Raw genomic sequence first — 26,822 nt, forward strand, 5'->3', positions numbered from 1 at the left:
GCGGTTGCTGCCCTTCGACTACCCTTCGGCTACGCTCAGTGCAAGGCTCAGGAACCGCGGAGTCGAAGGGCCGGGAACCGCCAACAACCAACAACCAATAACCAATAACCAACAACCAATAACTAACAACCAATAACTAACTTCCAATTCTATCCAGAATAATCATTTCTGAACCAACAACAGGACTTCTAGCTATTAGTTTACCTTCCTTATTCAAAACTTCTAAATTACTAAAATCTAGTAAATTAGCTTCTTTAAACATTTGATTTACTATCTGATTTTGTTCTGTTTCGCTCAGCCCATACCAATCTTCAGCTACTTTTACTGTCAACCGACTACTGGAAAAATTAGCTTCAAAGGACTTAGCTAAACCGCCACCAAGTCTAGCGGTAATTTCATCAACTTTATTTTGAATCCCAGCAATCAGAGACTGTTCCGGTGTCAGCGGCGGTGGGGGGACAATTTCTACCGCTTTCGGTGCTGTCGGTGCCACTAAATCCGGTAAGTTGCTTTTGAATTCAGATTTGGCTTTTTCTGATGCGATCGCTTCTGGCAATTTGGCGATAGGCTGTGGCTGCTGTAGCGTTTCCGGTGCCACAAAATCGGAAAAATTGGTCGGCGATTCTATCACTTGGGCGATAGGCGCATTGGCTATTTTCTCCGCTGGTTTTCCCGAAAAAATATTCAGACTTAAACCGACTGTGACGATCGCAATTGCTGCTATTGCTGCATTCAAAATGGGATCGGATAACTTCTGGGTGAGGGATGCGGGTAACAGCGATCGCACTAGCTTCACAATACTTTGCCAAAGTAAACCGACTTTCTCTAAAAAACCACCTTGAGTGCTGGTTGCTACAGACTTACTATCAGATTTTACAGCAACTTTTGGTGTGGGAATCGTGTTAATTTCTGCTGCCATACTTTCAGGAGTTGCAGAGTTTGGGGCTGAGTCAATCTCCGCTGTTGGAGGTTCAAAGGATTCTGGAGTTGGCTGGTTTGGTTGTTCTTCTGACATTTTTTCTGCCTTTGGGCCTTGCAAATCTACTTAAATCGGATTAATTTTAGTTGAGTTATAGCAGAAGGAAGAAGAAAGAAGGAAGAAGGAAAAATTTACCCCCCTACCGCCCTTGGGGGGAAGGAAGAAGGAAAAATGAAAATGCAATCACAGCAATAGTTGCAGCGATTAAAAACGTCCTAACTTTCTTGGTTGTTGCTAGATCTCAATCTTAATTTATCATTTTATTTAGTTGTCACTGAATCAATATGAGCATCAAACGTCGTTACTTTCTGATTTTAGGCAGTCTCAGCAGCTTAGGTTTTGCTGGAATCTGGAAAATGTTTCAGCTTCAGACTTCTTGGGGCACAGATGCCAATGCGGCTGTACTTTCTGCTGTTGAGGGAGAAAGGGCGATCGCTCCTTTACCCACTACACCACCTATTTTACGCTTTATTTCGATCGCAGACACGGGTACTGGTGCCGAGGGACAATATGCTGTGGCTGAGGCGATGGCGCAATATCACGGGCAAAACTCTTTTAATGTGGCTATTCTCGCCGGTGACAATATCTATAATAACGGCGAATTTGAAAAAATTAATGCTGTTTTTGAACGACCCTATCAGCCCTTATTACAACAGGGTGTCAAGTTTTATGCTTGTCTGGGAAATCACGATATCCGTACAGCTAACGGCGACTTGCAAGTTAAATACCCAGGCTTTAATATGGCTGGTCGCTACTACACTTTTCGGCGCGAATCAGTCCAGTTTTTTGCCCTAGATACTAATGATAATGCTGACTGGAAAAATCAGTTAGTTTGGCTGGAAAAAGAGTTGAGCCAGAGCACTGCACCTTGGAAAGTTGTTTTCGGACACCACCAGGTTTATTCCTCTGGTATTTACGGATTAAATCAACCTTTTATTCAGACTTTGACACCCATGTTTCAAAAGTACGGCGTGCAGCTTTATATTAACGGACATGAGCATAGTTATGAACGGACTCGATCGATTAATGGTACTACTTATTTAATTTGTGGTGCTGGTGCTGGTACTCGTCCGGTGGGGCGTTCTGAATGGACGGAGTATGCTGCTAGTCGGTTGAGTTTTGCTACCTTTGATGTTTATGAAGACCGGATGTTTGTGAGTGCGATCGGTACTGATAAGCGGGTTTTCGATCGGGGCGTGATTGAAGTGCGATCGGCTTAATTCACAGCATATTCAGGAGCAAACAAGATGAATAGGGGTTGTCGGGCTAATCAAACTGGTTTTGTTTTAGAAACAACTGTTGCAGGCACTTTACAAGCTCACGGCTATCTCGAAATTTGCCCTCATTTACCGAAAAAGCGCAAGCGGGATTGGCTGTTAGTTTCTACGGAAATTCCTAAGCGGTATGCCAAACAGGTATATATCGGGTCTAGCATTTATGAAACTGAAATAAATGTCGATTTTTATATTGTTGGTTCTGGGGCAATTTCTCAGGGTTTAATCGTTGAGTGTAAGTGGCAAGAAGATAAAGGTTCTGTTGACGAAAAGTATCCTTACCTTAATTTAAATATTAAAAATTGCTATCATGTGCCAACTATTGTGATAGTTGGTGGTGATGGCATGAGGCAAGGATCGATCGAGTGGTTCAAAAAACAAATTGCTGATAATCCAAATCTATTGGGAGTTTACAAGCTCGAAGGGTTTATCACTTGGGCCAATAAACATCTGTAAGATAACTAACCTAAAAATTGATTGTTTGAGAACCAATTATTATTCCATAATGCTTGGAGATTAGTCTTATGTTTTGTCTGGTATCTGGCTCTTCTGTTTTTTGGATATTGGCTTACGTCTTTAAAATGAACGGATTAATAATTCCTTGACTTTGCCACGCTTACAACTATTAGAATTGATTCCCCTAGCTGCTGAAATTTCAATTAATTGTGGCATCCTAGCAGTTTTAAAAGCTTGAGAGTCTGTGTAAATTTTCTTGATGAAATCACAATGAGAGTTAGACAGCATCACTTTCACACCCCGTTCGGCGAGTTCTGCAAAAACGTCTCTCAGTTGCAGTTGTTCGGCTTCTTTGAAGTTATGCCGGTTGTAAGCTGTGAAGTTACTCGTGGCACTGATAGGATGATAAGGTGGGTCGAAATAAACAAAGTCTTCACTGCTTTTGACAAAATCCCTTACTCGATCGAATTGCCTAACTTCAATTTGAACGGAAGCAAGGGCAGATGATACGGCTCGCAATAAATCTGCTTGACAAATGTTAGGTTTTTTGTATCTGCCTATGGGAACATTAAATTCACCTTTGGAATTTTCTCTGTAGAGTCCGTTGTAACAAGTTTTATTTAGATAAATCAGTCGCGCTGCTTTTTCTGTATCTGTTTTATAGGATTGCGATCGCACCCAATAATAGTAGCCTTGATTGTGCCGGCTGTGTTGTAACTGATGCTCCTCTAACAGTTCAATTAACTCCTCCACCCGATCCCTGACGCAGCAATAGGCGTTAATCAATTCTGGATTAATATCTGTCAAAATAGCATCCAAACCAGGTTGCTGCTGCTTTAAGTGAAAAAAAACAGCACCACCCCCCAAAAAAGGTTCGTAGTAAGTTGTGAAATTTTGAGGGAAATAAGGTTGATATTGTTCAATCAACTTACTTTTACCTCCAGCCCATTTCAGAAATGGACGTGGCAATATTTGAGAAGGTGCGACAGCAGACATTTATGTAGAAATAGCAGCCTTATCATATTTATCACAACTAGAACTGAATGCAATCTGAATTTGCGATCGCAGTTGATGTGCCCGCACTCACTGGACAATCCAGTGGCGACAATTGAAAATTTGTCGCTAGAATTATATTTGTTAGGACGATCGCCCAAATGCCCGATCGAGCCGAATGCAGTCCCGATCGCCCGATCAACCCATTTAGCTCCGGCTGTGCCAAAATTGTCTCACTCGTTCACAAGTGTTACCAGTGAAAAATGACACTGGTACACTTTACCCCACCAAGCTCATGCAAGATTTCATTAATAACGTCTCCCGTTATCCCCGTTTTTTGATTACTGTCTGTCTGGGAATCTTTTTTTTCCTGTTCGAGCGACTCAAACCTCTACTCGATCGACCAGCTACGGCCATCGCCCTAGTTAGTTTGATCGTCGCAACTTTCGTCTTTTTAACTTTTACACTGCGCGCTATGTTAGGTTTGAGTCCGGTTTAAAGGCAAGCTCAAGAGTGAATAGCCATAGAAACCATAGAAACCATAGAAACCCAACCAGTCATGCAAACTCTACAAATTAGAAAGGGAAATTAGGAATTTCGAGTTTTGAGTTAAAACATCAACTCTCGAACTAACTCCCAATTCGTTGTCGATCGCACACTTGCCAAGAGTCACTGCGATAGATTGGAAGAGGACATCTAGATTCAGTAACGATTATCCCCCTTGCTCAGTTCATAGGAAGCGGCACAACCCGCCCCGCTTTCCTCTCACGTTAACCTGACGGTATCAAGAGAGTCTCCAGCGGTAAAGACAGATGAAGTTTGAACATATCTATCAATTTTTTCAAGACCCCCCTCCTGTTTATCTAAACAAGGAACTAGCAGTGTGCTACATTCTCTCCGTCTTATTACGCGGAGATTCCTACGGAACCGAACTAATCGGACAACTAGAGAGGGAATTCCCCATCTACCGACTTTCTGACACCGTACTCTACAGCGCACTTAAATTCCTGGAAGATGAAGCCGTCATCACCGGTTACTGGAAAAAAGTAGAAGGACGCGGCCGCCCTCGCCGGATGTATCAAATTCTCCCAGAGTGGCGACATCAAGCTCAAGACCTCGCTCATCTTTGGCATGGATACATTGCTCAGGGAAAAGGGGTGTCTAGACATCAGCACCAAGACTTAGAAACCGGCCACAGCGGTTAGTGCAATTTTAATCCGATGCCTCAACTCTTCAGATGTCGGCACTACTTGCAAAGCGATTTGCCCCGTGGGCCTTCGCTTTGCTCAATCGCATCACCGAAGAACCTATCGAAGGGCATTTTTGCTTCTTCCTACTTAATTCCCCTTACACAAACTTTTAGCTGATGAATAATCCTGTTTTGCCATCCACCTTTGTGCTGACGCTGCTGTTAGCTGTGGGCTTGTTTTTTTTCATCAAGGCTTCTGTCAAAGACCGAACCGAACAAGTTAAACTCTCTTCCGAGAGTAACCAAGAGTCACTGTTAACCCAGCTACAAGAGTATTTTGCCCAGAGAGCTTACCGAGTTGCAGCCGTCGATGCTCCTAACTACCAAGTCACTTTTGAAGGGTTTGTCCGGCCTAGTTGGTTTTTAGCTATTTTTTTAACCCTCCTGAGTGCAGGGGGCGCTTTGTGCCTGGGACTGGTTTTGGCGATGCTAGTTCCTCAGCAAGGTCAAATTTTTCTCGCTTTGGTGTTACTATCGCCACTGGCAGGAATATTTTACTGGAAAAAAGCTGGACGCCCTGAACAAGTCTCTCTCAAACTGGAATCCGTCGCCGAGTCGGGAAGCCAAACCAAGAGCCTAATTACTGTCAGAGGTCATCGCGACGAACTCGCCGTCATGCAAAAAGCTTTGGCTCTGACACCGATCGATTGACAATTTAAACGTCACCTTTTCTGATAATCTAGATGCTGTCCGTCTAGCATTGTCAGAGACCTCAATTTTGAATGTCTCTATAGCTGACACTTCGAGCAGACTAAACTATGAATGCTTGAATTTTGTGTGTTCGTGATTAGTTCCATCCAACTAATGCTCAAACACACCATCGAAACAGTAGCTCCCACAAAAGCCATTATCTTGAGAGTGCCGACTGTGGCGATCGCCCTTGTGACGATCGCTTCTATTGCGATGGCTCCTTGGGCCTAAGTTTCTAAGGAATTTTCGCTTAAATTTGCAGTTGACACCCTCTAGACAATGATCTATTTTGAGCTTTTGTTAAAAAGTTGCACTAACTTTGCCCTCAATGTTTTGAACTAAACTTTTTGAGTTTACCGTTATAAACTCAGCATTTTTAGTTTTTAGTTTGGGGGTTTTCGGTTCTGGCTTTTGGGTTCTGGGTTTTGGCTTCTGGCTTTTGAGCTATGCGCGACTGGCTGATACCACAGGAATTTTTTCTGTGGTAGACGACTCCAACATCACTTTTAAGCTGGGAAACAAGAAATGGTTCTCTTCTACGTATTGAGCTCCAAATAAACCTTTTTCAGCCCAGAAGTATCGATCGGTGGTATGCTCATTGCGTTTGACCAACAGCAAAGCTGGGGGGGCAATGCCTTCAGCATGGATGAACTTGCGAGCCGCTGTTACGGGTTTATCTTCGCCGCTCTCGATGCTATATTGAGGCACACACTCTAAAATCCTGCGTCCTTCTTGTCGGCGGCGACTTTTGCGCTTGCGTCTCCTGGCCAATTTCTTTACCTCCTCTGTGAGCAGACAGGTTGTAATTATAGCTACCAAATCCGAGCCGAGTATATCCGTTCTAGCTCAAAATATCAAGTTGATTTAATAATTCGACATAATCTTAACATTTCTACGGCTTGACCACAGTATTGCCATCGTGGTAGGTGAACCCTCCAACTATCCCTCGCTCAAAAAAATTAGGAAGTCTGAAAGCTATACAGACTGGTCATTTAAAGAAAATTTACCCCAAAAACATTGAGGGCAGGGAGAACACAGCAGTCTGTAATCGATAAATTAGAAGTTGTAATTTACTTAATAATTCCGTTAAATATCTTAATGCGGCGCTCATGTTAAAGCCAGCCAGTTCCGAATTTGTCAAGCTTTGTCGATCGCAGGTGGCGATCGCCGTCAGTTTGGGAGCGACATTCAGCGCCATATACCTGACGGAAGAACTGATCGAAGGTAGCCAAGCAAAATTGATACCGATCGCCGTTTACCCGGAAACCTCAGAGTCCTGGGTTCAAAATCAGAGCGTGAGGCAGCAATCTCCCACAACCTCAGCATTAAAGGCGATCCCGCGACTGCTGGCAGACCAAACTCAGAGTCGAGAAAACTCAGAAATGGGGGCGATCCAGCCAGAGTCTATTCCAGGTTTTAATAGCAATTCCCATCAGTGCCAAGGCCCAGAAAATATTTGGCTGTCTCGGCGCCAAATTGTGACACCTCTGATTCACGAAGGAGTAGTAATGGGACTTCTGGTCAGCGGCAGACAAGACAGGCCCTGGAACGATCGAGAGGACGCTCAAATACAACAAATTGCTCGCACCCTGGCCCTCGCCTGCATTTTAGACCAGCGATCGCAGTGGATGCAGCAAGAACTACGCCAGCAGCGACAAATCCAAAGTCAGGTTTATGACACGATGCAGAATTTACTGCACCAGTTCAAAAGTCCGCTGACAGCCTTGCGGACTTTTGGTAAGCTGCTAGTAAAGCGGCTCGTCCCGGAAGACAAAAACCGCAACGTAGCTGTGAGTATTATCCGAGAGAGCGATCGCTTGCAAGAATTGCTCTTACAGTTCGATCGAACGGTTGACATCGGCGAAGCTAATTTGAGACTACCCTCTGGTAGTTCAGAAATAGAGATGTCCCAGGCTGAATTAAATCGTCAGTCTCCTCTGTCTCTGTCACCTGTGAGCAATCAAGATCAATCCTGTTCAGTTGCAGAAGTGTTAAAACCGCTGTTAATTTCAGCTTCTGCGATCGCCTCCGAAAGAAACCTCAAATTAGTAGCAGAGATTCCAGGAAATTTGCCCGCAGTCTCAGCGAACGATCGAGCTTTGCAGGAAGTTTTGAGCAATCTCATTGACAATGCCTTGAAATATAGCAATCCTGGTAACAAAATTTACATTAAAGTAGACAATAAAGCACAAGAAGCCAATGGAACCAAACAACATCAATTGCCAGCCCTAGCAGTTGCTGTCAGCGACACAGGTTCAGGAATTCCCCCCCAGGATTTAGAGCATTTATTTGAGCGACACTACCGGGGAGAAAAAGCCCAGACAGAAATTCCCGGAACCGGATTAGGTTTAGCGATCGCCCGCGATTTAGTCCACCAAATGCAAGGAGAAATAGAAGTATACTCTCCCCTCAATCCTGAATGGGTACCCTCTGTCGGGTCACATTTATCTCCCAGCGATCGCGGCACTACCTTCGTGGTTTGGCTGCCACTGAGTCCGTAAATCCCTCTATTAATAGGAGATATTTTCTATGAAGCGCCGCTCTTTATTTGAAAAAAAATCACCTTTCTTTATTTTTTTTAATTTACTGAAAAAACATTTTTTTACCGTCCCGTTTTTGGTCGGATTCAACACTTTGACTATACTCATGTTGGCTGGAATCAGCATATATGCCAAAATTACAAACAAGGGAGATGGAGTTGAACGCCTGTTTAGCGATCCGTTTAATTTCTGGTTGCCTTACGAAGGCATTTTAACAGGAATCTCCGAATTATTTTGGTCAATTCCCGTAACAATTTGTGCATTTACGTTCGGAGTGCTGCGCCAAAAAAATCATCGCCCTTCCGCCCAAAGCTTCTTATTTTTTAGCGCTTTATTATTGGGAGTATTTTTCCTGGATGACAGATTTAGGATGACTTTAATTCTTTCTGGTTTAGGGGTATCCAAGAAATTAATTTATTTGTGTTATGCCACTGGCATTTTAGTTTGGGGGTTGAGATTTTGGAAGTTCATCAAAACTACTCCTTACTTGCCATTAATAGCAGCATTTATGTTATTTGCCTTTTCCAGATTAGAAGATATCTTCGCCGCCAAAAGTCAAGGAGTCCATGCTATGTTAGAAGATGGCACTAAATTATTAGCTCTGATAAATTTAGCACTGTATTTTTGGCATATATGTCATCAAGAACTTGTGGGAAAAAAGCAGATAGACATAGATGAAATCTGAGGACGCAAAAGCTATAGAGCCTGTCTCAGTTAGGTGAGGCAAGGGGTAATTGCCATGACCAGTTTGAGTGATTTCGATATAACCAACAACAAATAACCAATAACCAATAACCAATAACCAATAACCCTTTACTAAAAAAGCTATATAATGATTGAAGAAAGTTCTTCAATATTGTTAATTATAAAAGTTGGTTCTAGGGAAAGACATTCATGGCGATCGCCATAGCCATAAGCCGCCCAACAAGCATCAATCTGAGCATTTTTAGCAAACAGCAAATCCACTGCTGTATCACCAACCATTAAAACTTCACTATTATTCAATTCTGGAAAAAGTGGTTTGATAATTGAGTAAAATACAGTTGGGTCTGGCTTTTGAACCATTTCTCCATCATCTCCTATAATCAAATCAAAAAAACTGTGGATACTCAATTTTTCCAAAAATAAGTTAACAAAATTAACGTGTTTATTACTGAGAACTCCCAGAGTTAATTCCGCTTGTTTGGATAGCTCCAATATTTGCGTTGTCCCCGAAAATAGAGCCAGTTGTTTTTCACCTTCAGTGCGATAATAGTAACGATAAGTTTCAACCCATAGGGGAATTTCTGTTGCTTCTAGAGCTGGATGGAGGATTTGAAAAGTCTTGGCTAAATTAATACCGATCGTACCTCGAATGAGATCGGCAGTCGGTGGTACTAGCAGGAATTTTTCAAAAGTTTTGGTAATGCAAGATATAATAGCATTATGAGTAATTGCCAAAGTACCATCAAAATCAAAAATAATTAACTTGTACTGACTCATATTCCTCTTCCAATCTCAATTAAAATTTTTCAGCATTCGGCTCTGGCTGGTAACGCCGAACCAGAGGGTAGGCCTCCAATGTCAAAGAAAAAAGCCCCAAGGGCTAACACCATCCTCAAAAACGATATAAACCTTCATCGGTTATCATCTAAAATTTGCGTATATTAACTTAAGTATTGCATTATTTTGTGTAGAGTATATGGCACTAATTGTTCAAAAATATGGCGGAAGTTCCGTAGGAACAGTCTCACGGATTCTGGAAGTAGCCAGACGAGTTGTCAAAACCGCACAGCTAGGCAATTCCCTAGTTGTCGTCGTTTCCGCCATGGGTAAAACCACCGACGGCTTGGTAAAACTGGCTAAGGAAATTTCCGCAACGCCCAACAAGCGGGAAATGGATATGTTGCTCTCCACCGGGGAACAAGTGTCGATCGCACTTCTGAGTATGGCATTACAGGAACTCGGACAACCCGCCATCTCCCTGACAGGAGCCCAAGTCGGCATCGTCACCGAAGCCGCCCACACCCGTGCCCGGATTTTGCGCATCGATCCAACTCGCATCGAAAGCCAGCTCAACAGCGGAAAGGTGGTTGTAGTTGCAGGTTTCCAAGGCATCGCCGATGCCGAAGAACTAGAAATTACGACCCTGGGGCGAGGCGGTTCCGACACTTCCGCAGTGGCGATCGCGGCTGCATTGCGGGCCGACAGGTGCGAAATTTATACTGACGTACCCGGAATTTTGACAACAGATCCGCGCCTAGTAGCCAACGCCCAGTTGATGGATGAGATTACCTGCGACGAAATGCTGGAATTGGCGAGTTTGGGTGCAAAAGTGCTGCACCCGCGGGCGGTAGAAATTGCCAAGAATTACGGAATGCCCTTGGTAGTGCTGTCTAGTTGGAGTGATGCCCCCGGTACGCGGGTAGTGTCGCCTCCCCCCCAACCACGGCCTTTAGAGGGCTTGGAGCTCGCCAAAGCCGTGGATGCGGTGGAATTTGACCTGGATCAGGCGGGGGTGTCGTTGCTGCGTTTGCCCGATCGCCCCGGAGTAGCAGCGCGGTTATTTGGTGCGATCGCCAAGCAAAATCTCGATGTAGACTTAATTATCCAATCAATTCATGAAGGAAATACTAACGATATTGCCTTTACCGTCACGCGAAATTCTCTACAACAAGCCACCGCCGTTGCAGATGCAATTATCCCCGCCCTCGGCAAAAATTCTCGCCCAGAATTGGGAGAACCGGAAGTCAAAGCCGAAGAGCGACCCATAGCTAAAGTTAGCATTGCAGGGGCGGGAATGATCGGGCGTCCGAGGGTTGCAGCCGAAATGTTTAAGACTTTAGCGGATGCGGGAATTAACATTCAAATGATTTCCACTTCCGAGGTAAAAGTTAGTTGTACGATCGATGCTGTGGATTGCGATCGGGCAGTTGCCGAACTCTGCAAAACTTTTGATGTCTCCAACTCCCCCCTCGCCCTCAATTCCACATCTCCAAAACCGGCCGCCGTCAGGGCTGTAGCCCTAGATTCCAACCAAGCACGTCTAGCAATTCGTCATTTGCCCGATCGCCCCGGAGTAGCAGCAAAACTCTTTGGATTGTTAGCCGAGGAAAACATCAGCGTAGACACCATCATTCAGTCCCAGCGCTGCCACAATATCGACGGCATATTAACTCGCGACATTGCATTTACCGTAGCACAAATCGATGCAGAATCTGCTAAAATAGTCCTCGAAAAAGCCGCCCCAGAATTGGGATGGGGCGAAGTTTCCGTCGATACACAAATTGCCAAAGTTAGCGTAGTCGGTTCCGGGATGATCGCCCATCCAGGAGTAGCAGCAAAAATGTTTGAAGCGCTTTCCCGGCACCAAATCAACATTCAAATGATTGCGACTTCCGAGATTAAAATTAGCTGCGTGGTGGATGAAGAACAAGGCGTAACAGCTTTGCGCGCAATTCACACAGCCTTTGAACTTGCCGGCACCGAAAAAATCCAAGTTCCAGCGTAATTAATATCCTTGACCGTTCCATGGTCATGATTTAACCTTACTAGAACACTCTTGACACAGAGTCCGAAAATATATATCTGAATACAGGACGATTTTTATTTGATTAATTTAAAAAAAATCGCCCTTTTTTTTTAGGGTTAAACACTTGACTTCGAGGATTTAATTAAGTATAATCTAATAATGGGAGTGTTGACGGAATTTTTATTTTTGTCACCACTTCCATTATCTAAAATATACCACAAGAAATCAACCAAAGTCAATACATAATCCTTCTTTTTTATGGCCGAGGAGTTATATCAATTCTGGTTGTATCGGAATGATTTAACCACGAAGGCGCGAAGGACGCGAAGGAAGAGAAGAGAGAGTTTAATGATTCCCGATGTCAACGGATTTGGTATGAAACCACCGTAGCAGAGAACAAGGCTTCAATCACCGAGTACAAGTTTAGTTATCTATCATCTACTAGGTAGTGAAGAAAACATCAGCAGTCACATAGCTAGCATCAATGTCAAAGACGATCGCCAAATAATCCGAATTAACCTTAATCGCCACAGAAGCCGCTGGCATCCCACCATCAATCTGTAATAACACAGGCTCAAAAGATAATTCAGCATAGGCAATGTCTCCACTCAAACCAATTGCATCACCCTGAGAAAAATCCATAATTACATCAGCCCGCTCGATGGATGCGATCGCCTGATTTTTGGCAAACATAAACGCATCATTGCCAATACCACCAATGAGTATATCTTGACCAAAATCCCCAATTAATACGTCATCATCAGCACCGCCATTGAGAATATCATCTCCCTTGCCACCCTGCAAAACATCATTACCATCTCCTCCCATTAAGGTGTCATTATCATTGTTACCACTGACAAAATCTTTGCCAAAACCGCCATCGAGAAAATCAGAACCTTTCCCGCCCAGCAAAATATCATTGCCGCCAACTCCGGCTAGGGTATCTGCTCCTTGATTACCATTAATCAAATCGTCATTTTCTGTAGCTGTGAGCAAGTCATTACCCGATAAAGCGCTAATTCCTGTCTTAGCTGCTACTTCTGGAATCACAGTATCAGATCCGTCTGTTAGGAGGCAAAACCCTTCTCCCCGTAAATTTTCAGGGATTCCTGTTGCTTCACCACTATCGGTGGTATTGGGGAGAGAGGTTTGGATGGAAACTATGGGTGCTGGTATGGGAGTCGTTACAGGTTTTGGGGTTGGTACGGGTGTTGGTGTGGGTGTTGGTGCGATCGCAGGAATCGGAGTCGCTACGGGCGTTGGCGTTGGTACGGGTGTTGGTGTGGGTGTTGGTGCGATCGCAGGAATCGGAGTCGCTACGGGCGTTGGCGTTGGTACGGGTGTTGGTGTGGGTGTTGGTGCTAGTGCTGGTGTTGGCGTGGATGTGTTAATTATCTTCTCGATCTGACTCCGATCAACGAAATTTAATGGCAGAGTAATTTCAGTGGGCGTGGTTGAGAGGGTAAGGGGTAGTGTAGGAATTGATACCGGAGTTGTCGCCGGAGTGGGAGTTGTTACCGGAGTCGGAGTTGTCGCCGGAGTGGGAGTTGTTACCGGAGTCGGAGTTGTCGCCGGAGTTGGCGTTGTCGCCGGAGTCGGAGTTGTTACCGGAGTTGGCGTTGTCGCCGGAGTCGGAGTTGTTACCGGAGTTGGCGTTGTTACCGGAGTGGGAGTTGTCGCCGGAGTTGGCGTTGTTACCGGAGTGGGAGTTGTTACCGGAGTTGGCGTTGTTACCGGAGTTGGCGTTGTTACCGGAGTGGGAGTTGTTACTGGAGTGGGAGTTGTTACTGGAGTTGGCGTTGTTACCGGAGTGGGAGTTGTTACCGGAGTGGGAGTTGTTACCGGAGTGGGAGTTGTCGCCGGAGTGGGAGTTGTTACTGGAGTGGGAGTTGTTACTGGAGTTGGCGTTGTTACCGGAGTGGGAGTTGTTACCGGAGTGGGAGTTGTCGCCGGAGTGGGAGTTGTTACCGGAGTTGGCGTTGTTACCGGAGTGGGAGTTGGCGTCGGAGTTGGAGTACCCTCATTGATGAGCACTGTCAAGCTTTTGCTCAATTCATTCGCCACAACCAGATCGAGTTTACCATCACCATTGAAGTCAGCAGCCGCAAGTGAGGAGGGACGAGATCCTACTGGAATTTCTGGCTGTTTGGTAAACTTACCAGCATCAGAGTTTAGCAGCACTGAGATGTTATTGCTACCTTGGTTGGCGATCGCCAAATCAGCCAAACCATCGTTATTAAAGTCACCACTGGCGATCGAACTTGGAGAATTACCAACAGTAATATCTGGCTGTTTGGTGAAACTGCTACCCTGAGAATTCAACAAAACTGAAATGCTGTTGCTGGCTGTATTTGCGATCGCCAGATCGGGAAAACCATCGTTATTAAAGTCACCAGTGGCGATCGCCCTTGGTGAATTCCCAACAACTATATCTGGCAATTTTGTCAAATTACCACCACCAGCATTCAGCAACAAAGTCACATTATTGCTATCTTCGTTGGCGATCGCCAAATCGATTTTACCATCAACATTAAAGTCAATCGCCGTCATCGCCACAGGATTAGTACCAACAGGAATGGCTGGCTGCAAAATAAAGCTAAAACCACGGTTTAGCATCAAAGCGGCCACATTCTGCTTCCCATTGACGACAGCAAAATCTAGTTTACTATCCCCATCAAAATCCGCCGCGATCGCCGCGTCAGGAAAAGGCAGATTACCAAAGCTAAAGGTCGGAAAATTAATGAATCCTAATTTGCTATTTAATAGTAATGATATGCTACTATCTCCGCTATTTGCTACCAAGAGTTCTGCTCTATTATCTCCATTAATAAAATCGGCTGCTAAAACTATAGTGGGTGCGATTCCCACATTTTTGTCCAGTTTGAAATCAAAGTTTCCAGAGCCAGCATTAGCAAACAATGAGATGCTATTGCTGCCTAAATTCGGTACAACTAAGTCGGGTTTGCCATCTCGATCGAAGTCTGTCACCGTCAGTGAGAGTGGGTTCGTATTTACCGATACATCTTTACGGGAGAAGTTCAAAGTGCTACCCCTCTAATTTTTATTAGTGTATAAAATTTTATGACTATTTTACAGGAGTTTTGCGGTAAGTCAATCGATTTGGGATGTTCCCCGTCAGTCAGGCTGGGAGAGGCTGTGTTAGGATCAAATTAGCGATCGGCTAAAAGGAATTTAATCTTATGACTATAGCGAAGGAACAGATTACTGATAGCAGTAACACTAAGGGATTATCAAATTTCCGCATCACCGTTGAACGTCTTATCGAACTTTTAGACTTAGAAGAAGAGGATGAGTACGGGGTTTTGAGACCAACTGAGTATGCTTTCAGGACAGCGATGAAATTAGTTGTTGAGGCTTATGATACCATGGGAAACAGTTTTCCTAAATGCTCTACTGGTACTGATGACCAAGGTAGTATTACCCTAGACTGGACAAGCTTAGAACCAGAGCGTACAGTCCGTCTATTTTGTCCATTCAGTGCGGAGCAACCTGTTGATATCTATCACCATGCAAAAAATGAAAATGCAGTTGAAGATATCGTTTCATCATCAACATTAGTTTACTGGTTGCAGTGGTTTAACAAAATATGATAGAACAATCTTCAGGGAGTGCGTCAGAGTTTGAAGAATTACTAGATAATATAGTTGTTTACCGAGCTCTCAGAAAAGGATGGATAAATGGGGATAGATTGATAGTCAAATCGGATGCCTACTATTTGCGCCAACGTATAAAGGAACAGGGTATTTCTGTCAATTTTTCTATTGAGCAATCTTTGAGTGCATTGAAAAACTGTGAAGGAGTTGCTAGCCTTAATGTAGGTGACATTCGAGAACTAGGTCTCAATGTAGTACGTGATTCCTTATCTCATGGTAGTATTATAGGCTTGCCCTATCGTGAGGATAACCGTCCACAAGCTGATGAGCTTGCAATTTTGTTGGCCAGAAAGTCTCAAATTGTATGGCAATCTTGATCGAGATAGTGAAACAATTTGTCAGATTAAGTAATAATGCTAGCTATAGTCATGACTTCTCCAAGAAGTCGCGAGTCTGAGTGTATTTGTGGATCATCATACAATAAATTTTGACTTAATATTTCTTTGGCGATCGCCTCCACCACCGGCACGCAAACCGAATTCCCAATTTGCTTGTAACTTTCCCCCGCACTGGGATAACTCTTAAAATCTTCAGGAAAACCCATCAGACGGTAACATTCCTTCAAAGTCAACTTTCTCACCATATCTTGCTCAGGAAAATAGATAAAAAACCTGCCCGATGTTTCTTGCGAAGGAATTGTCGGATGCACGCCATCTACCGAATAAATACGATTAGGCTGTCGGTGAACCCTCGATAAATGTTCTGTATTTGGCCTCACGCCAGTTTTCCAAGTACCTTTATTTCTGTAACCTACAAATAAAAGTCCTGAATCTTGCTTTCTGGGATATTCAATTAAAGTATACTCCGATTTATCCAATATTTCAAAATCTCCTGTCTCATCTAGAAATTCCCTGAGTTTGGGAGGAAACTTGGTTTTAATTCGAGAAAAATTGAATTCTTTACCCTTAGTCGCCATAATGAATATTCTTTCGCGATGCTGAGCAATGCCAAAGTCTTTAGCATTCAGAATTTGATAATTTACGCTGTACCCCAACTCTCTCAGACTCGCAATAATTACTTTTAGGGTATTTCCCTTGTCGTGATGGATTAAATGCTTGACATTTTCCAGAACAACTACTTGAGGTTGTTTTACTTTGATAATTTTACAAATCTCGAAAAATAACGTACCTCTAGTATCTTCAAAACCCAGCTTTTTGCCACAGATACTAAAAGGTTGACAGGGAAACCCCGCGACTAAAACATCAAAGTCTGCTAAATCGGTAGGATTGATGTTACTGATATCCGCAAAAGGTACTTCCCCAAAATTTTCTGCGTACACTTGCCGACATTTGCTGTTGATTTCGCAGGAAAAAACACATTCAAACCCAGCTTTTTCAAAACCTTGTCGAAAACCTCCTATCCCCGAAAATAAATCTATAAATTTCATCTATAATTTAATACAAAATCTTAATCAATCCCATAATAACACATTTTGTTTTTCTCTCTTCTTCCACTCTGCGTTCTCTGCGCTCTCTGTGGTTCATAATACTAATTAGAACAAAAACCCAGCGCCGGACAGGGCAAACCGTAAGTCCCTACAGATATCGCGTAGAATGCCGATCGCCCAAAAACTCCCAAACTTGTCCCGCAGCCGACTAAACTAGAAATAGCAGGAAAAATTACAGCCATTATCTACTGCCTTTCCCCAACCATGAGTCAAACATTGGAAAACCTCACCGCCATCGATGACAAGCTATCCAAACGCCACATCGACCTCGATCCAGGCGGCTACTTCATCATCTACCTCGATCGCACAACCAGCCTAATTTGTGCAAAACATTTCACCAACATCATCGACGACAGAGGCCTCGCCGTCGATCCCGAAACCGGTAAACCCATCCCCGCCCGCGGCAAAGTAGAACGCACTCTGTCTACACTTTTTACCGGCAGAACCGCCAAAGAACTTTGCGTCAAAATCCTGGAAGAAACCCGCCCCAATCCAGTGACAATGTTAGATCACGCGGCTTATTTGGGACGGGAATTTGTACGGGCAGAAATGGCCCTATTGAGCGATCGAGAATACGTTCAAGATTAGTGCGACAGTGCCATAATTTATTCACAAAATGGCAACCGATCAGATTTAGCAGTATCCGATCATGAAAAACCTTGATACCAGAAATAAGTCACCATCGGAATCACTGTCGCCAACACCAACAACACCACCACAATAACTGTGGCATTACCTTGGTCTGTTTCTTCAGCTTTCTTAAAGGTGCCTTCGACTTGAATGTTGTCCACAACTTCAGGCGCCCCCGGATCGGGTTCACCGGACAAAACAGTAGCAATGCGCGAACTGGCATCAGTCAATGCCTCATTGTATTTGTTACCCTCCCGCAGAGGCACTTGCACGGTTTCCCCAGCCACACTCTGGGCAATTTCATCGGTTAGCAGGGATTTCACCCCTTCCCCCGTGCGAATTGCCGCAGTGTTGGTAACAGTGTCGAGAACGAGTAAAATTTGATTAGTCTGGTCATCTGTGGCGGGAAACCACTGTTCAAATAGTTGTTTGGTGAAAGTGGCCGTAGTTTCGCCGTAGTCTAAGCGGTGGATGGTGACAAACCGGACTTGTTTCCCTGTTTGTTGTTCCAAGTTGTCGAGCACGTTGCTAATCGTGGTTTCGCTGTTGCGGCTGAGTACATCGCCTTTGTCGAATACCCAAGTACGATCGCCAGCCGACAACATCGGCATTTCGTAGACACCAGTCGCCAATGCCGGCAAGACAGCCATCTGGGATAGGATCAGGGCGATCGCGATCGCCCCAGCCAAAGGTGGGAAATGTTTTTTCCAACTCAAGAATTTCTTGAAAATTCCGATCATGAGGTTCAGGGTAAAAGTGCCTTTTTTCCAAAAATACTATACAAACCCCCTGAAAAGTCATTTTATCAATGGCAATATTGAGAATTAGCTCAGCAATTGAACCCCCCACCCGATTGTTTTAGGATCGTCACTATGGAACCAGCAGACACTTATAAAGGTTGGATTATTCAGTCTCAGAAAGTATTCTACGTCGAGGTTTGGGATAGCCGCGGCAACCGCCACGTCGCTGTCCAAAATGCCAAAACTGAGGAGGAAGCTTTGGAATTAGCCAAAAAGTGGATTGACAAATATGAGTCAAAACCCGGCAGGATGGTGATGGATGAACCCTATCCCTTCGGAGAGGCGATCGATATGCCATTTTAACTCATAACAATTAATCACTGACAAAAGCCAGCATTTTACTACTGAATTCCGCGCAATTTCTGGGTATTTTCTACTAAGCTGCGAGCAAATTGGTCGAACCTTTCATCCAACTTTTCATCCAACAATTTACCCTCTGGACTAAAAGCCTTCCAAGCTTGTCCTGATCGCAATTTGTTCAGGAATCACCCAAGCGTGAACCCATCTCAAAATCACCCGCAAATCATTCAGCGCATTGCTGTTAACTTGCCCTCCCAAAACGGCGATCGAACCTACCACTTTTCCATCTAAATGCTCAAAACTCATTAAATCCAGGGCATTCTTCAATACACCGCTGAGGCTGCCGTGGTACTCCGGTGTTGCCAAAATTAAACCGTCGGCCGCCTTAACCGAATTCTGTATTTTTGCCACATCGGGGTATTGATGATAATCATTCTCTCCAGTACAAAAAGGCAGATTGAGCGATCGCAAATCCCACACTTCCACCTCTGCACCCAGAGCCTGCGCCCGCTGTGCTGCTATATCCAGCGCCATCTGGCTGTAAGAACCAGCCCGCAAGCTTCCGCCAATTCCAACTATTTTTACCATAATTAGGTTAAGAGCTAAATAAAGCGTACTCATTATGAGTATGATTAATTTAACAAGCTGGATGCTTGATTGTCAACAGAAGGTGGCACAACCAGTGATGGGGACCCCGCCCTCTTGTTAAAATAGATAAACGCAGCAAACGAAGAGCAGTCAATCTTGGCAGTCTTCAACCTTGGTAGTCTTCAACTTTGGGCAAAGCAATATGAAAAATTCTTGGAAACACGCATGGCTGGGGCATCTAGCCGCCAAACAAGACAAGTCGAGGCAGAGTCCTAAAACATCAATTCCTGGACGGCATCTTTGGCGCATCCTGGGCAGTTTGGTGCTTTCTCAAGGAATATTGCTCTCGACACCGGTGTTTGCCGATACCACGCCAAACACCATGAGTTACAGCAAACTGATCGATAGCATAGACAAAGGACAAGTCAGCAAAATCGAAATAGATGAAATCCAAAGAACGGCCAAAGTTAAGCTAAAAGACCAAAAACCAACAGATACAGCCCAAGTTGTTACCCTGTTCGACTACAACAACCGGGAACTTTACTCGCAAATCCGCGCCAAAAAAATCGACTTTGAAGTCAAACAAACCGCAGATAACACTGCCGCCGTCAGTTTAGTCATAAACTTGCTAGTAATTTTCGCAGTGCTGGCAGTGCTGATGGCAATCCTGCGTAGATCGACCCAATCCCAAGGAAATGCCATGAACTTCGGCAAATCCAGAGCCCGTTTCCAAATGGAAGCCAAAACCGGCGTGATGTTCGACGACGTAGCAGGCATCGAAGAAGCCAAGGAAGAACTTCAAGAAGTCGTCACATTCCTCAAAAAACCCGAACGATTCAACGCCATCGGTGCCAAAATTCCCAGAGGAGTTTTGTTAATCGGGCCTCCCGGAACAGGTAAAACCATGTTGGCAAAAGCCATCGCCGGGGAAGCAGGGGTGCCCTTCTTTTCGATTTCCGGTTCCGAATTTGTCGAAATGTTCGTGGGTGTCGGCGCCTCCCGCGTCCGCGACTTGTTCCGCAAAGCTAAAGAAAATTCCCCTTGCATCGTCTTCATCGACGAAATAGATGCCGTAGGCAGGCAACGGGGGGCGGGCATAGGTGGCGGCAACGACGAACGGGAACAAACTCTCAATCAGTTGCTGACAGAAATGGACGGCTTTGAGGGTAACAGTGGCGTGATTATCATTGCCGCTACCAACCGCCCGGATGTCCTGGATACTGCCTTGTTGCGGCCTGGTAGGTTCGATCGCCAAGTAACGGTAGATTTACCAAGCTACAAAGGGCGCTTGGGGATTTTGCAAGTTCACGCCCGCAACAAAAAACTTGACGCAGAAGTGACGCTAGAAACGATCGCCCGTCGTACTCCCGGCTTTTCCGGCGCCGACTTAGCCAATTTGCTCAACGAAGCGGCAATTCTCACAGCCAGACGGCGCAAAGATACGATCGCTAATTTAGAAATTAACGACGCGATCGACCGGATCACGATCGGACTCACCCTCAATCCTCTTCTTGATAGCAAGAAAAAGTGGATGACAGCATACCACGAAGTCGGACACGCCCTAGTAGCAACAATGCTCAAAAATGCTGACCCGGTAGAAAAGGTGACAATCATTCCTCGTTCCGGCGGCATCGAAGGGTTTACTAGCTTTTCGCTAGACGACGAAATGATTGACAGCGAAGGTTTGAGGAGTCGATCGCTGATGTTAAACCGGATTACAGTAGCTTTGGGGGGACGGGCGGCGGAGGCAGAAATCTACGGCGATGACGAAATCGACACCGGTGCCGGTAGTGATATCCAAAAAGTTAGCAGTCTGGCTAGAGAGATGGTAACGCTTTATGGAATGTCCGATTTGGGGCCTGTGGCTTTGGAAAGTCCTAGCAATCAGGTGTTTATGGGCGGGGAATGGGGTTCGCGATCGCAATATTCCGAAGAAATTGCCGACAAAATCGATCAACAAATTCGGAAGATTGCCTTTGACTGCTACGCAGAAGCCCGCCGGATTATCAGCGAAAATCGTCCTTTGGTCGATCGACTTGTCGAAGCACTTTTGGATTTAGAAACCATCGATGGTGATGAATTCCGCCAAATTGTCGATCGATACACCAAATCGGCGAAAAAACAATTGGCACCGAGATAAAGCCAAAATGAGGAGACGGCAATGCCGTGTCCCTACAATTACTCGTTACCAGGCCAAGAGCCTGGTAACGCAGATCTAGAGGCTCTGCCTCCATTTTCCTGATAGATAAGGACGAGGCAGAGCCTCTAGACATTGGTTCCCAGGCTCTGGCCTGGGAACCAGTTAAACCGAGATAAGCAATACGGAGACGGCAATGCCGTGTCCCTACAATATTTTTTGGGTAGGGACACGGCACTGCCGTCTCCTCTATCTCATTCCTAATTTAAGACTGTTGCGCGTACATTTCCCGGAGCACCAAAGCCGGATCTACCCAACGCCCGCTGTACTTCAGTCCCCAGTGTAGATGAGGGCCAGAAGTGCGGCCCGTCATCCCGACTCTCGCAATTCGTGCACCAGCCGGCACTGTTTGACCTTGCCAAATTTGTAAGCCTTCGCGATCGGTATAATAACGTCCGCCGTTAGCAGTTTCTACTCTGCCTCTGAGGTGACAATAGATATGTTCCCAATTGCCCGATCGCACCACAATACCAGTACCACACCTACCGTCTTCCCAAACTTCCGCAATTTGACCACCCCACCAATTGCGAATATAACTGCCTTCAGGGGCTGCCATGTCCAAACCGTAATGAAAATCGCCGCCGCGGGGACCGAAGGGAGAAGTGTAGTCTTGAAATTTCTCCACAGGAAAAGAAGCTTCTTGCCACAAATTACCTGTGGCTACTTTGCTCGGTAAAGCTGACTGAGCTTTGACCAACTGCTGCTGTAAATAAGGGCTAATCAAAACAATGCCGATCGAAAGTACCAGCAGCAGCATCTGTCTGAGACGAAAAAAGCGTTGTACTGTCAGCGGGCCTCTAGAGTCTTGCAGGATTTTTTTCACGGCTCAAAGTAAGAATTTATGGGCGAGTGTATGTTGTCTATGTTGTCAATTCGCTGCCAGATAGCGTGTGAGCTCTACCCGCTGGGCGAATCAGTTTATCAACGTGTATCTTACTTCATGCAGAACCAGTGTCAAGGCTTCCGGCTAAATGTCGGGGGTGGCGCAACCATAATTTTGCTGCATAATTCCTGCTACCGTTGAATTCGATCGACTCTTTGTTTGACACTATACTTGTCCGGGGATTTTGGATGAACTCTAAAATCTCATATTTACAGTTGACACCCAGCAATGCTTACTGAAATTTTTCCCTTTAGTTTTGCCATAGACGCAACTGCGATCGCCGGTGCGTCTTTATGGTCTTTGGCCCTGTATTGGGGTCTATCACCCCTGACAGCATGGGTGATTCTGCAACTCAACCGCTGGATGAATTTTGCCGAAAGATCCCTTTATACCTCGGAAGTGGAGTTTGAGAAGACTCGCCAAAGTAGAGAAGCTCAAAATGCCTTTTACGCTTCGCTGTTGAGTATTGTGCCTTTTTTAATTGTCGGGGGACTTTGCAATTGGGGCGTAGAATTGTCTCTCGGTACAGGTTGGGCCGTATCTATGGGTACGATCGCCTGTATTGGAGGCGCAGTTTACGAACTCGGACGCCGAGATGGTGAGGATTCTTAGGGAATTTTAGATTTTAGATTTTGGATTTTGGACAAGACTTACGCGCGGGTGGTCAGAAACCGGGTTTTTGCGACAATATTTCGTTGTCACCCGCAGATTCACTAAAAAACCCGGTTTCTTTTGTCGAAGCGCGTAAGTCCTGTACGATCTCTTAAAAATATCGCATGATCCGTTGCAAATAAAGTGCATGAAACTTAATCCAGAATTAACATTATTAAATCAAGCCCGCGCCACTTTCCAAAAAATTTGGGGATATGCAGATTTTCGACCACCCCAAGCAGAAATTGTCACCAGTTTATTAACCGGAAAAGATACACTAATAATTATGCCCACAGGTGGTGGAAAATCTATCTGTTTTCAACTGCCAGCTTTGTTACAAACAGGCTTAACTCTCGTAGTGTCGCCGCTGGTAGCGCTGATGGAAAATCAAGTGCAAGAATTGCGCGATCGCCATCTCCCCGCCGCCCTCATCCACAGTCAATTGCCAAGACATCAGCAGAGGCAAACTATGCAATCTCTGCAACAAAATAAATTGAGATTGCTGTACCTATCTCCCGAAACCTTGCTCAGCAAATCAGTCTGGGAAATCATCAGTCAGCCACAAATACAAATCAATGGTTTAATATTAGATGAAGCTCACTGTTTAGTCCAGTGGGGCGAGACATTTCGACCAGCTTATCGGCGTTTGGGTGCAGTGCGATCGGCTTTGTTGAAAACTAAGCCGGAAGGAAGTAAAATTGCGATCGCTGCTTTCACCGCTACAGCCAACCCCGAAGCACAAAAAATCATCAAAAATGTCTTGCAATTGCAAAAACCACAATCATTTCTACTAAGTCCCTATCGTTCTAACTTACACCTGCAAGTCCAAACAGTTTGGACTCCGAGGGGACGCAAACAGCAGTTATTAAATTTTATTAAATCTCGACCAAAAGAAGCAGGTTTAGTGTATGTTCGGACTAGAAAAGATAGCGAAAAATTGGCAGATTTGCTGGAAGAATCAGGCTATCAAACAGCAGCATATCACGCAGGCTTAAGTCCAGAAGAACGGCGACAAATTGAAACAGCTTGGCTGAACAATCAGCTTAAATTCGTGGTTTGTACCTCAGCATTTGGGATGGGAATTAACAAGCCAGATGTGCGGTGGGTTGTACATTTTCAAGCACCTTTGCTATTATCAGAATACATTCAAGAAATTGGTAGAGGCGGACGGGACGGCAAATCGGCGATCGCCCTGACGTTAATTAGCGAACCGACGGGCTGGTTATACCCCGAAGATAAACAAAGAAAGGAGTTTTTTGAGGATAAATTGCGATCGCAATATCGAGAAGCGCAGCAATTAGCTAAAAACCTGCCCGTTCAAGGTAATGTAGATGCAGTTTCGCGCGAATTTCCCGAAAGTGCGATCGCCCTTTCAATTCTCCACAGCAACGGACAATTAAAATGGGAAAATCCCTTTAATTATGTCATCAATAAATCGGCACAGCAAAAAGGCGACAAATCAAATTTTACCGCGGCTGAGGAAATGGCAAACTACCTGAAACATCGACAGTGTAGATGGCAATTCTTGTTGCAAGCTTTTGGTTTTGCAAATGAGGCGAAATCTATGCGTTGCGGGCACTGTGATAATTGTAAGTAGATGAGTGGAAAAATACATAAGTATGTGTCATTCTTAGTCCGCGGAGGCGGACTTTGTTTTTGTAGAAGCGATTTCAATCGCCGAATTATCTTGCTATGTCCGAATTAATTTACGAAGAAGAACGACGATTTTGGGGTAGGGAAACGGCACTGCCGTGTCCTCCGTGGCCTACGCCATCCCACGAAAGAAACCGGGTTTTTTCGCGAATCTGCGTGTCGCAACGAATATTTTCATAAAAACCCGGTTTCTGGGGACTCGTCACAGCCAAAGAAACCGGGTTTTTCGGAGTTTCTGCGCTGTCACGAAGTATTTTCGTAAAAACCCGGTTTCTGGCTACCCGTGCGTAAGTCCTGATTAATTATTCAACTGGTTAGTTCTTGAATTAATTGATTTGGAGTTACAATTCGAGGAGTAGTAACCGGAAAGTCTCGCGGGTTGCGGGTGACAATGGCATCAATTTGATTGATTACAGCAGTGCTGTACTGAATCGCATCTTCAAAATCCTTGAAGTTGGAAGCCAATGCCATTGAAATAACAGAGTTATCTACTGTTGCTACTTGACAAAATGTTGCTAACTGCCGCAAAAACTCAAGGGTTGAATCTCGACCTTTAGCTTTACGGATAATGTAGTAAAGGTCACTAAAAGTAGAACCTGAAATATAGCCTTCTACTTCTCCTTGTTCAACTAACGACAAAACCTGTTCACTTTCTCCAAAAAATGGCTGTCTTTCAAGGGCGATATCTAAGATGATGTTGGTATCTAGCAGGATTTTTACAGATTGTATTTCTCCTTTAAAGCTTCCCATCTAGCTTCCTCTGCATCGAAGTCAGGTAATACAGGTTGAGTATTTTCAAACCAGGCTTGCAAAGCCTTGATTTTAGTTGTAACTTTTCTTTTAGGCTTAGCTTCCTGAGACTGGATTAGCGGATCTGGAGAATTGACCACCGGATCGGCTAGGTGCAAGACAATGATTTCCACATCTCCCGGCGGCATATTCACGGGTTCGACAACTACCAAGTTGCCAGTTGCATCGATTTTACCTCTAAGTTTGTATGCTTGCATGGTAATCTCCGATAAATATGTTTCTATTATAGGACATAATAACCCCCTTCATTACCACTCCGCTTCAACATCTGGACTCTTGAAATATCTAGCTAAAACCTTCTCAATCACAATATATTAAGTTATAATTATACAATAACTTACCAATCATAACCAAAGAAACTAAATGATAGAAATAGATACCAAACAAATATACATAGTTGAAAATACAGGGGAATTTAATCCAAATAATGTTAATCCGCGATTAGATATTTGGCTGGCAAACCAGATTCCAGATTTATCCCGATCGCGCATCCAAAGCCTCATATCACAAGGGAACGTCAAAGTCAATGACGAAACTTGCACATCGAAAAAAATATCAGTAAAAACAGGCGATCGCATTCACCTCACTTTACCGGATACCCAGCCCACATCCTTACAAGCCGAATCAATTCCCCTCGATATTCTCTACGAAGACGACAGCTTAATTATCATCAACAAACCAGCCGGATTAGTCGTCCATCCCGCCGCCGGACATCCAGATGGCACCTTAGTAAATGCCCTACTAGCCCACTGTCCCCTAGCAGCAATCGGTGGAGTTCAAAGGCCTGGAATTGTGCACAGATTGGACAAAGATACCACAGGGGCGATCGCGATCGCCAAAACTGACATCGCCCACCAACACCTGCAAGCCCAACTCAAAACCAAAACCGCCCGCCGCGAATATCTAGGCATAGTTTATGGCATTCCTAACGCCGAAACAGGTACGATCGACTTACCAATCGGTCGGCATCCCACAGACCGCAAAAAAATGGGTGTAGTACCCGTAGAAAAAGGTGGTCGCCCCGCAATTACTCACTGGCAAATCAAAGAAAGAATTGGTAACTATAGTCTAATTCACTATCAATTAGAAACAGGTCGCACCCATCAAATTCGCGTCCATACAGCCGAGATCAAACATCCGATTATCGGCGATCCGATGTACAGTTCTAACCGTTCTATAGGGGTGAATTTAACCGGACAAGCCCTCCACGCATGGCGGCTGCAATTGCAGCATCCCATCTCAGGAGAATTAATTGAGGCGATCGCACCTTTACCGGACCAATTCAATACTCTACTCAGAATACTGCGACTGCGAGCTCCGACTTGATATATAGCAATCCTAAAATCATTGGTGAATTTCTTACTCCCGGACCTTAGTAAAGTGCGGGTTGGGGTGGGGTAAAATTATTTACGACTCCTGCAAGGATTGATATATAGCAATCCTAAATCATTGGTGAATTTCTTACTCCCGGACCTTACTAAGGGGAGGGTTGGGGTG

29 protein-coding genes and 1 pseudogene are annotated in these 26,822 nt (G+C 44.7%); 17 read left to right on the plus strand and 13 right to left on the minus strand.

The features are described from left to right. Positions 1–136: 136 nt before the first annotated feature. A complete protein-coding gene (locus tag AAFP11_RS05895; RefSeq protein ID WP_341736180.1) occupies positions 137–1,015 on the minus strand; it encodes a hypothetical protein in 879 nt (292 codons plus the stop codon). Positions 1,016–1,263: 248 nt separating this feature from the next. Between AAFP11_RS05895 and AAFP11_RS05900 the strand changes: the two genes are divergently transcribed. Both AAFP11_RS05900 and AAFP11_RS05905 read left to right on the plus strand, forming a co-directional pair. Next, entirely contained in the window at positions 1,264–2,199 is a 936-nt protein-coding gene (locus AAFP11_RS05900) for a metallophosphoesterase (RefSeq protein ID WP_341736181.1), read from the plus strand. A gap of 27 nt (positions 2,200–2,226) precedes the next feature. Next, the gene (locus tag AAFP11_RS05905) at positions 2,227–2,709 is read left to right on the plus strand and encodes a PD-(D/E)XK nuclease superfamily protein (protein ID WP_341736182.1); all 483 of its coding nucleotides are present in this window, start codon (positions 2,227–2,229) and stop codon (positions 2,707–2,709) included. Between the two features lie 120 nt (positions 2,710–2,829). Here the strand turns inward: AAFP11_RS05905 and AAFP11_RS05910 are convergent, their stop codons facing one another. Further along, complete coding sequence (locus AAFP11_RS05910; protein WP_341736183.1) at positions 2,830–3,705, minus strand: DNA adenine methylase; 876 nt, start codon at positions 3,703–3,705, stop codon at positions 2,830–2,832. Positions 3,706–3,742: 37 nt separating this feature from the next. Continuing rightward, a complete protein-coding gene (locus AAFP11_RS05915; RefSeq protein WP_341736184.1) occupies positions 3,743–3,928 on the minus strand; it encodes a hypothetical protein in 186 nt (61 codons plus the stop codon). A gap of 69 nt (positions 3,929–3,997) precedes the next feature. Between AAFP11_RS05915 and AAFP11_RS05920 the strand changes: the two genes are divergently transcribed. From AAFP11_RS05920 to AAFP11_RS05935, 4 genes are all read left to right on the plus strand, one after another. Further along, on the plus strand, positions 3,998–4,201 hold the full coding sequence (locus tag AAFP11_RS05920; RefSeq protein ID WP_340523995.1) for a DUF751 family protein: 204 nt from the start codon (positions 3,998–4,000) through the stop codon (positions 4,199–4,201). A gap of 313 nt (positions 4,202–4,514) precedes the next feature. After that, positions 4,515–4,907 (plus strand): PadR family transcriptional regulator, encoded by a 393-nt coding sequence (locus AAFP11_RS05925; RefSeq protein WP_341733238.1) that lies wholly within the window; start codon positions 4,515–4,517, stop codon positions 4,905–4,907. A 161-nt stretch (positions 4,908–5,068) separates the two neighbouring features. Further along, positions 5,069–5,602, plus strand: coding sequence for a cofactor assembly of complex C subunit B (locus AAFP11_RS05930; RefSeq protein WP_341736185.1), 534 nt, complete (start codon positions 5,069–5,071; stop codon positions 5,600–5,602). 111 nt (positions 5,603–5,713) lie between these two features. Continuing rightward, a complete protein-coding gene (locus AAFP11_RS05935) occupies positions 5,714–5,872 on the plus strand; it encodes a hypothetical protein (RefSeq protein WP_341736186.1) in 159 nt (52 codons plus the stop codon). A 213-nt stretch (positions 5,873–6,085) separates the two neighbouring features. Here the strand turns inward: AAFP11_RS05935 and AAFP11_RS05940 are convergent, their stop codons facing one another. Further along, entirely contained in the window at positions 6,086–6,412 is a 327-nt protein-coding gene (locus AAFP11_RS05940) for a DUF3155 domain-containing protein (RefSeq protein ID WP_340523987.1), read from the minus strand. A 338-nt stretch (positions 6,413–6,750) separates the two neighbouring features. On the opposite strand from AAFP11_RS05940, the gene AAFP11_RS05945 reads away from it, so the two are divergent. Both AAFP11_RS05945 and AAFP11_RS05950 read left to right on the plus strand, forming a co-directional pair. Beyond that, the gene (locus AAFP11_RS05945; protein WP_341736187.1) at positions 6,751–8,142 is read left to right on the plus strand and encodes a HAMP domain-containing sensor histidine kinase; all 1,392 of its coding nucleotides are present in this window, start codon (positions 6,751–6,753) and stop codon (positions 8,140–8,142) included. Between the two features lie 28 nt (positions 8,143–8,170). Further along, complete coding sequence (locus AAFP11_RS05950; protein ID WP_341736188.1) at positions 8,171–8,866, plus strand: hypothetical protein; 696 nt, start codon at positions 8,171–8,173, stop codon at positions 8,864–8,866. 140 nt (positions 8,867–9,006) lie between these two features. On the opposite strand, the gene AAFP11_RS05955 is transcribed toward AAFP11_RS05950, so the two are convergent. Continuing rightward, complete coding sequence (locus AAFP11_RS05955) at positions 9,007–9,663, minus strand: HAD family hydrolase (RefSeq protein ID WP_341736189.1); 657 nt, start codon at positions 9,661–9,663, stop codon at positions 9,007–9,009. Between the two features lie 199 nt (positions 9,664–9,862). Here AAFP11_RS05955 and AAFP11_RS05960 point away from each other — a divergent pair, with 199 nt between their 5' ends. After that, complete coding sequence (locus AAFP11_RS05960; RefSeq protein ID WP_341736190.1) at positions 9,863–11,671, plus strand: aspartate kinase; 1,809 nt, start codon at positions 9,863–9,865, stop codon at positions 11,669–11,671. 462 nt (positions 11,672–12,133) lie between these two features. Here AAFP11_RS05960 and AAFP11_RS05965 read toward each other — a convergent pair whose 3' ends face one another. After that, entirely contained in the window at positions 12,134–14,734 is a 2,601-nt protein-coding gene (locus AAFP11_RS05965; protein ID WP_341736191.1) for an FG-GAP-like repeat-containing protein, read from the minus strand. Positions 14,735–14,892: 158 nt separating this feature from the next. On the opposite strand from AAFP11_RS05965, the gene AAFP11_RS05970 reads away from it, so the two are divergent. Both AAFP11_RS05970 and AAFP11_RS05975 read left to right on the plus strand, forming a co-directional pair. After that, positions 14,893–15,303 (plus strand): hypothetical protein, encoded by a 411-nt coding sequence (locus AAFP11_RS05970; RefSeq protein ID WP_341736192.1) that lies wholly within the window; start codon positions 14,893–14,895, stop codon positions 15,301–15,303. Then, the gene (locus AAFP11_RS05975; protein ID WP_341736193.1) at positions 15,300–15,683 is read left to right on the plus strand and encodes a hypothetical protein; all 384 of its coding nucleotides are present in this window, start codon (positions 15,300–15,302) and stop codon (positions 15,681–15,683) included. Before AAFP11_RS05970 ends, AAFP11_RS05975 begins: the two co-directional genes overlap by 4 nt. A gap of 26 nt (positions 15,684–15,709) precedes the next feature. On the opposite strand, the gene dcm is transcribed toward AAFP11_RS05975, so the two are convergent. Then, the gene (gene dcm, locus AAFP11_RS05980; protein WP_341736194.1) at positions 15,710–16,753 is read right to left on the minus strand and encodes a DNA (cytosine-5-)-methyltransferase; all 1,044 of its coding nucleotides are present in this window, start codon (positions 16,751–16,753) and stop codon (positions 15,710–15,712) included. A 101-nt stretch (positions 16,754–16,854) separates the two neighbouring features. Beyond that, positions 16,855–16,995, minus strand: a complete 141-nt coding sequence (locus AAFP11_RS05985) for a hypothetical protein (RefSeq protein WP_341736195.1) — start codon at positions 16,993–16,995, stop codon at positions 16,855–16,857. A 22-nt stretch (positions 16,996–17,017) separates the two neighbouring features. On the opposite strand from AAFP11_RS05985, the gene AAFP11_RS05990 reads away from it, so the two are divergent. Continuing rightward, positions 17,018–17,401: a DUF4346 domain-containing protein gene (locus AAFP11_RS05990; RefSeq protein WP_341736196.1), complete on the plus strand. Its 384-nt coding sequence runs from the start codon at positions 17,018–17,020 to the stop codon at positions 17,399–17,401. A gap of 59 nt (positions 17,402–17,460) precedes the next feature. Here the strand turns inward: AAFP11_RS05990 and AAFP11_RS05995 are convergent, their stop codons facing one another. After that, positions 17,461–18,183 carry a TPM domain-containing protein gene (locus AAFP11_RS05995; protein ID WP_341736197.1) on the minus strand — a complete coding sequence of 241 codons (723 nt, stop codon included), beginning with the start codon at positions 18,181–18,183 and terminating at the stop codon, positions 17,461–17,463. 132 nt (positions 18,184–18,315) lie between these two features. Between AAFP11_RS05995 and AAFP11_RS06000 the strand changes: the two genes are divergently transcribed. Further along, complete coding sequence (locus AAFP11_RS06000) at positions 18,316–18,546, plus strand: hypothetical protein (protein ID WP_340525171.1); 231 nt, start codon at positions 18,316–18,318, stop codon at positions 18,544–18,546. A gap of 38 nt (positions 18,547–18,584) precedes the next feature. Here AAFP11_RS06000 and AAFP11_RS06005 read toward each other — a convergent pair. Continuing rightward, a pseudogene (locus AAFP11_RS06005) lies at positions 18,585–19,131 on the minus strand (NADPH-dependent FMN reductase). A 202-nt stretch (positions 19,132–19,333) separates the two neighbouring features. Here AAFP11_RS06005 and ftsH point away from each other — a divergent pair. Beyond that, complete coding sequence (gene ftsH, locus AAFP11_RS06010; protein WP_341736198.1) at positions 19,334–21,271, plus strand: ATP-dependent zinc metalloprotease FtsH; 1,938 nt, start codon at positions 19,334–19,336, stop codon at positions 21,269–21,271. Between the two features lie 262 nt (positions 21,272–21,533). Here ftsH and AAFP11_RS06015 read toward each other — a convergent pair whose 3' ends face one another. Then, positions 21,534–22,085, minus strand: coding sequence for a M23 family metallopeptidase (locus AAFP11_RS06015; protein ID WP_341736220.1), 552 nt, complete (start codon positions 22,083–22,085; stop codon positions 21,534–21,536). A gap of 354 nt (positions 22,086–22,439) precedes the next feature. Here AAFP11_RS06015 and AAFP11_RS06020 point away from each other — a divergent pair, with 354 nt between their 5' ends. Continuing rightward, positions 22,440–22,823 carry a hypothetical protein gene (locus tag AAFP11_RS06020; protein WP_341736199.1) on the plus strand — a complete coding sequence of 128 codons (384 nt, stop codon included), beginning with the start codon at positions 22,440–22,442 and terminating at the stop codon, positions 22,821–22,823. Positions 22,824–23,010: 187 nt separating this feature from the next. Continuing rightward, complete coding sequence (locus tag AAFP11_RS06025) at positions 23,011–24,459, plus strand: RecQ family ATP-dependent DNA helicase (protein WP_341736200.1); 1,449 nt, start codon at positions 23,011–23,013, stop codon at positions 24,457–24,459. Positions 24,460–24,821: 362 nt separating this feature from the next. On the opposite strand, the gene AAFP11_RS06030 is transcribed toward AAFP11_RS06025, so the two are convergent. Together AAFP11_RS06030 and AAFP11_RS06035 are read right to left on the minus strand one after the other, a co-directional pair. After that, positions 24,822–25,265, minus strand: a complete 444-nt coding sequence (locus AAFP11_RS06030; protein ID WP_341736201.1) for a PIN domain-containing protein — start codon at positions 25,263–25,265, stop codon at positions 24,822–24,824. Beyond that, positions 25,232–25,522 carry a hypothetical protein gene (locus AAFP11_RS06035; protein ID WP_341736202.1) on the minus strand — a complete coding sequence of 97 codons (291 nt, stop codon included), beginning with the start codon at positions 25,520–25,522 and terminating at the stop codon, positions 25,232–25,234. Before AAFP11_RS06035 ends, AAFP11_RS06030 begins: the two co-directional genes overlap by 34 nt. A gap of 166 nt (positions 25,523–25,688) precedes the next feature. On the opposite strand from AAFP11_RS06035, the gene AAFP11_RS06040 reads away from it, so the two are divergent. Then, positions 25,689–26,651: an RluA family pseudouridine synthase gene (locus tag AAFP11_RS06040; RefSeq protein WP_341736203.1), complete on the plus strand. Its 963-nt coding sequence runs from the start codon at positions 25,689–25,691 to the stop codon at positions 26,649–26,651. The last annotated feature ends 171 nt before the right edge of the window (positions 26,652–26,822 follow it).

The sequence above is a fragment of the Microcoleus sp. CAWBG640 genome (genome assembly GCF_020883015.1).
Classification (GTDB): Bacteria; Cyanobacteriota; Cyanobacteriia; order Cyanobacteriales; family Microcoleaceae; genus Microcoleus; species Microcoleus anatoxicus.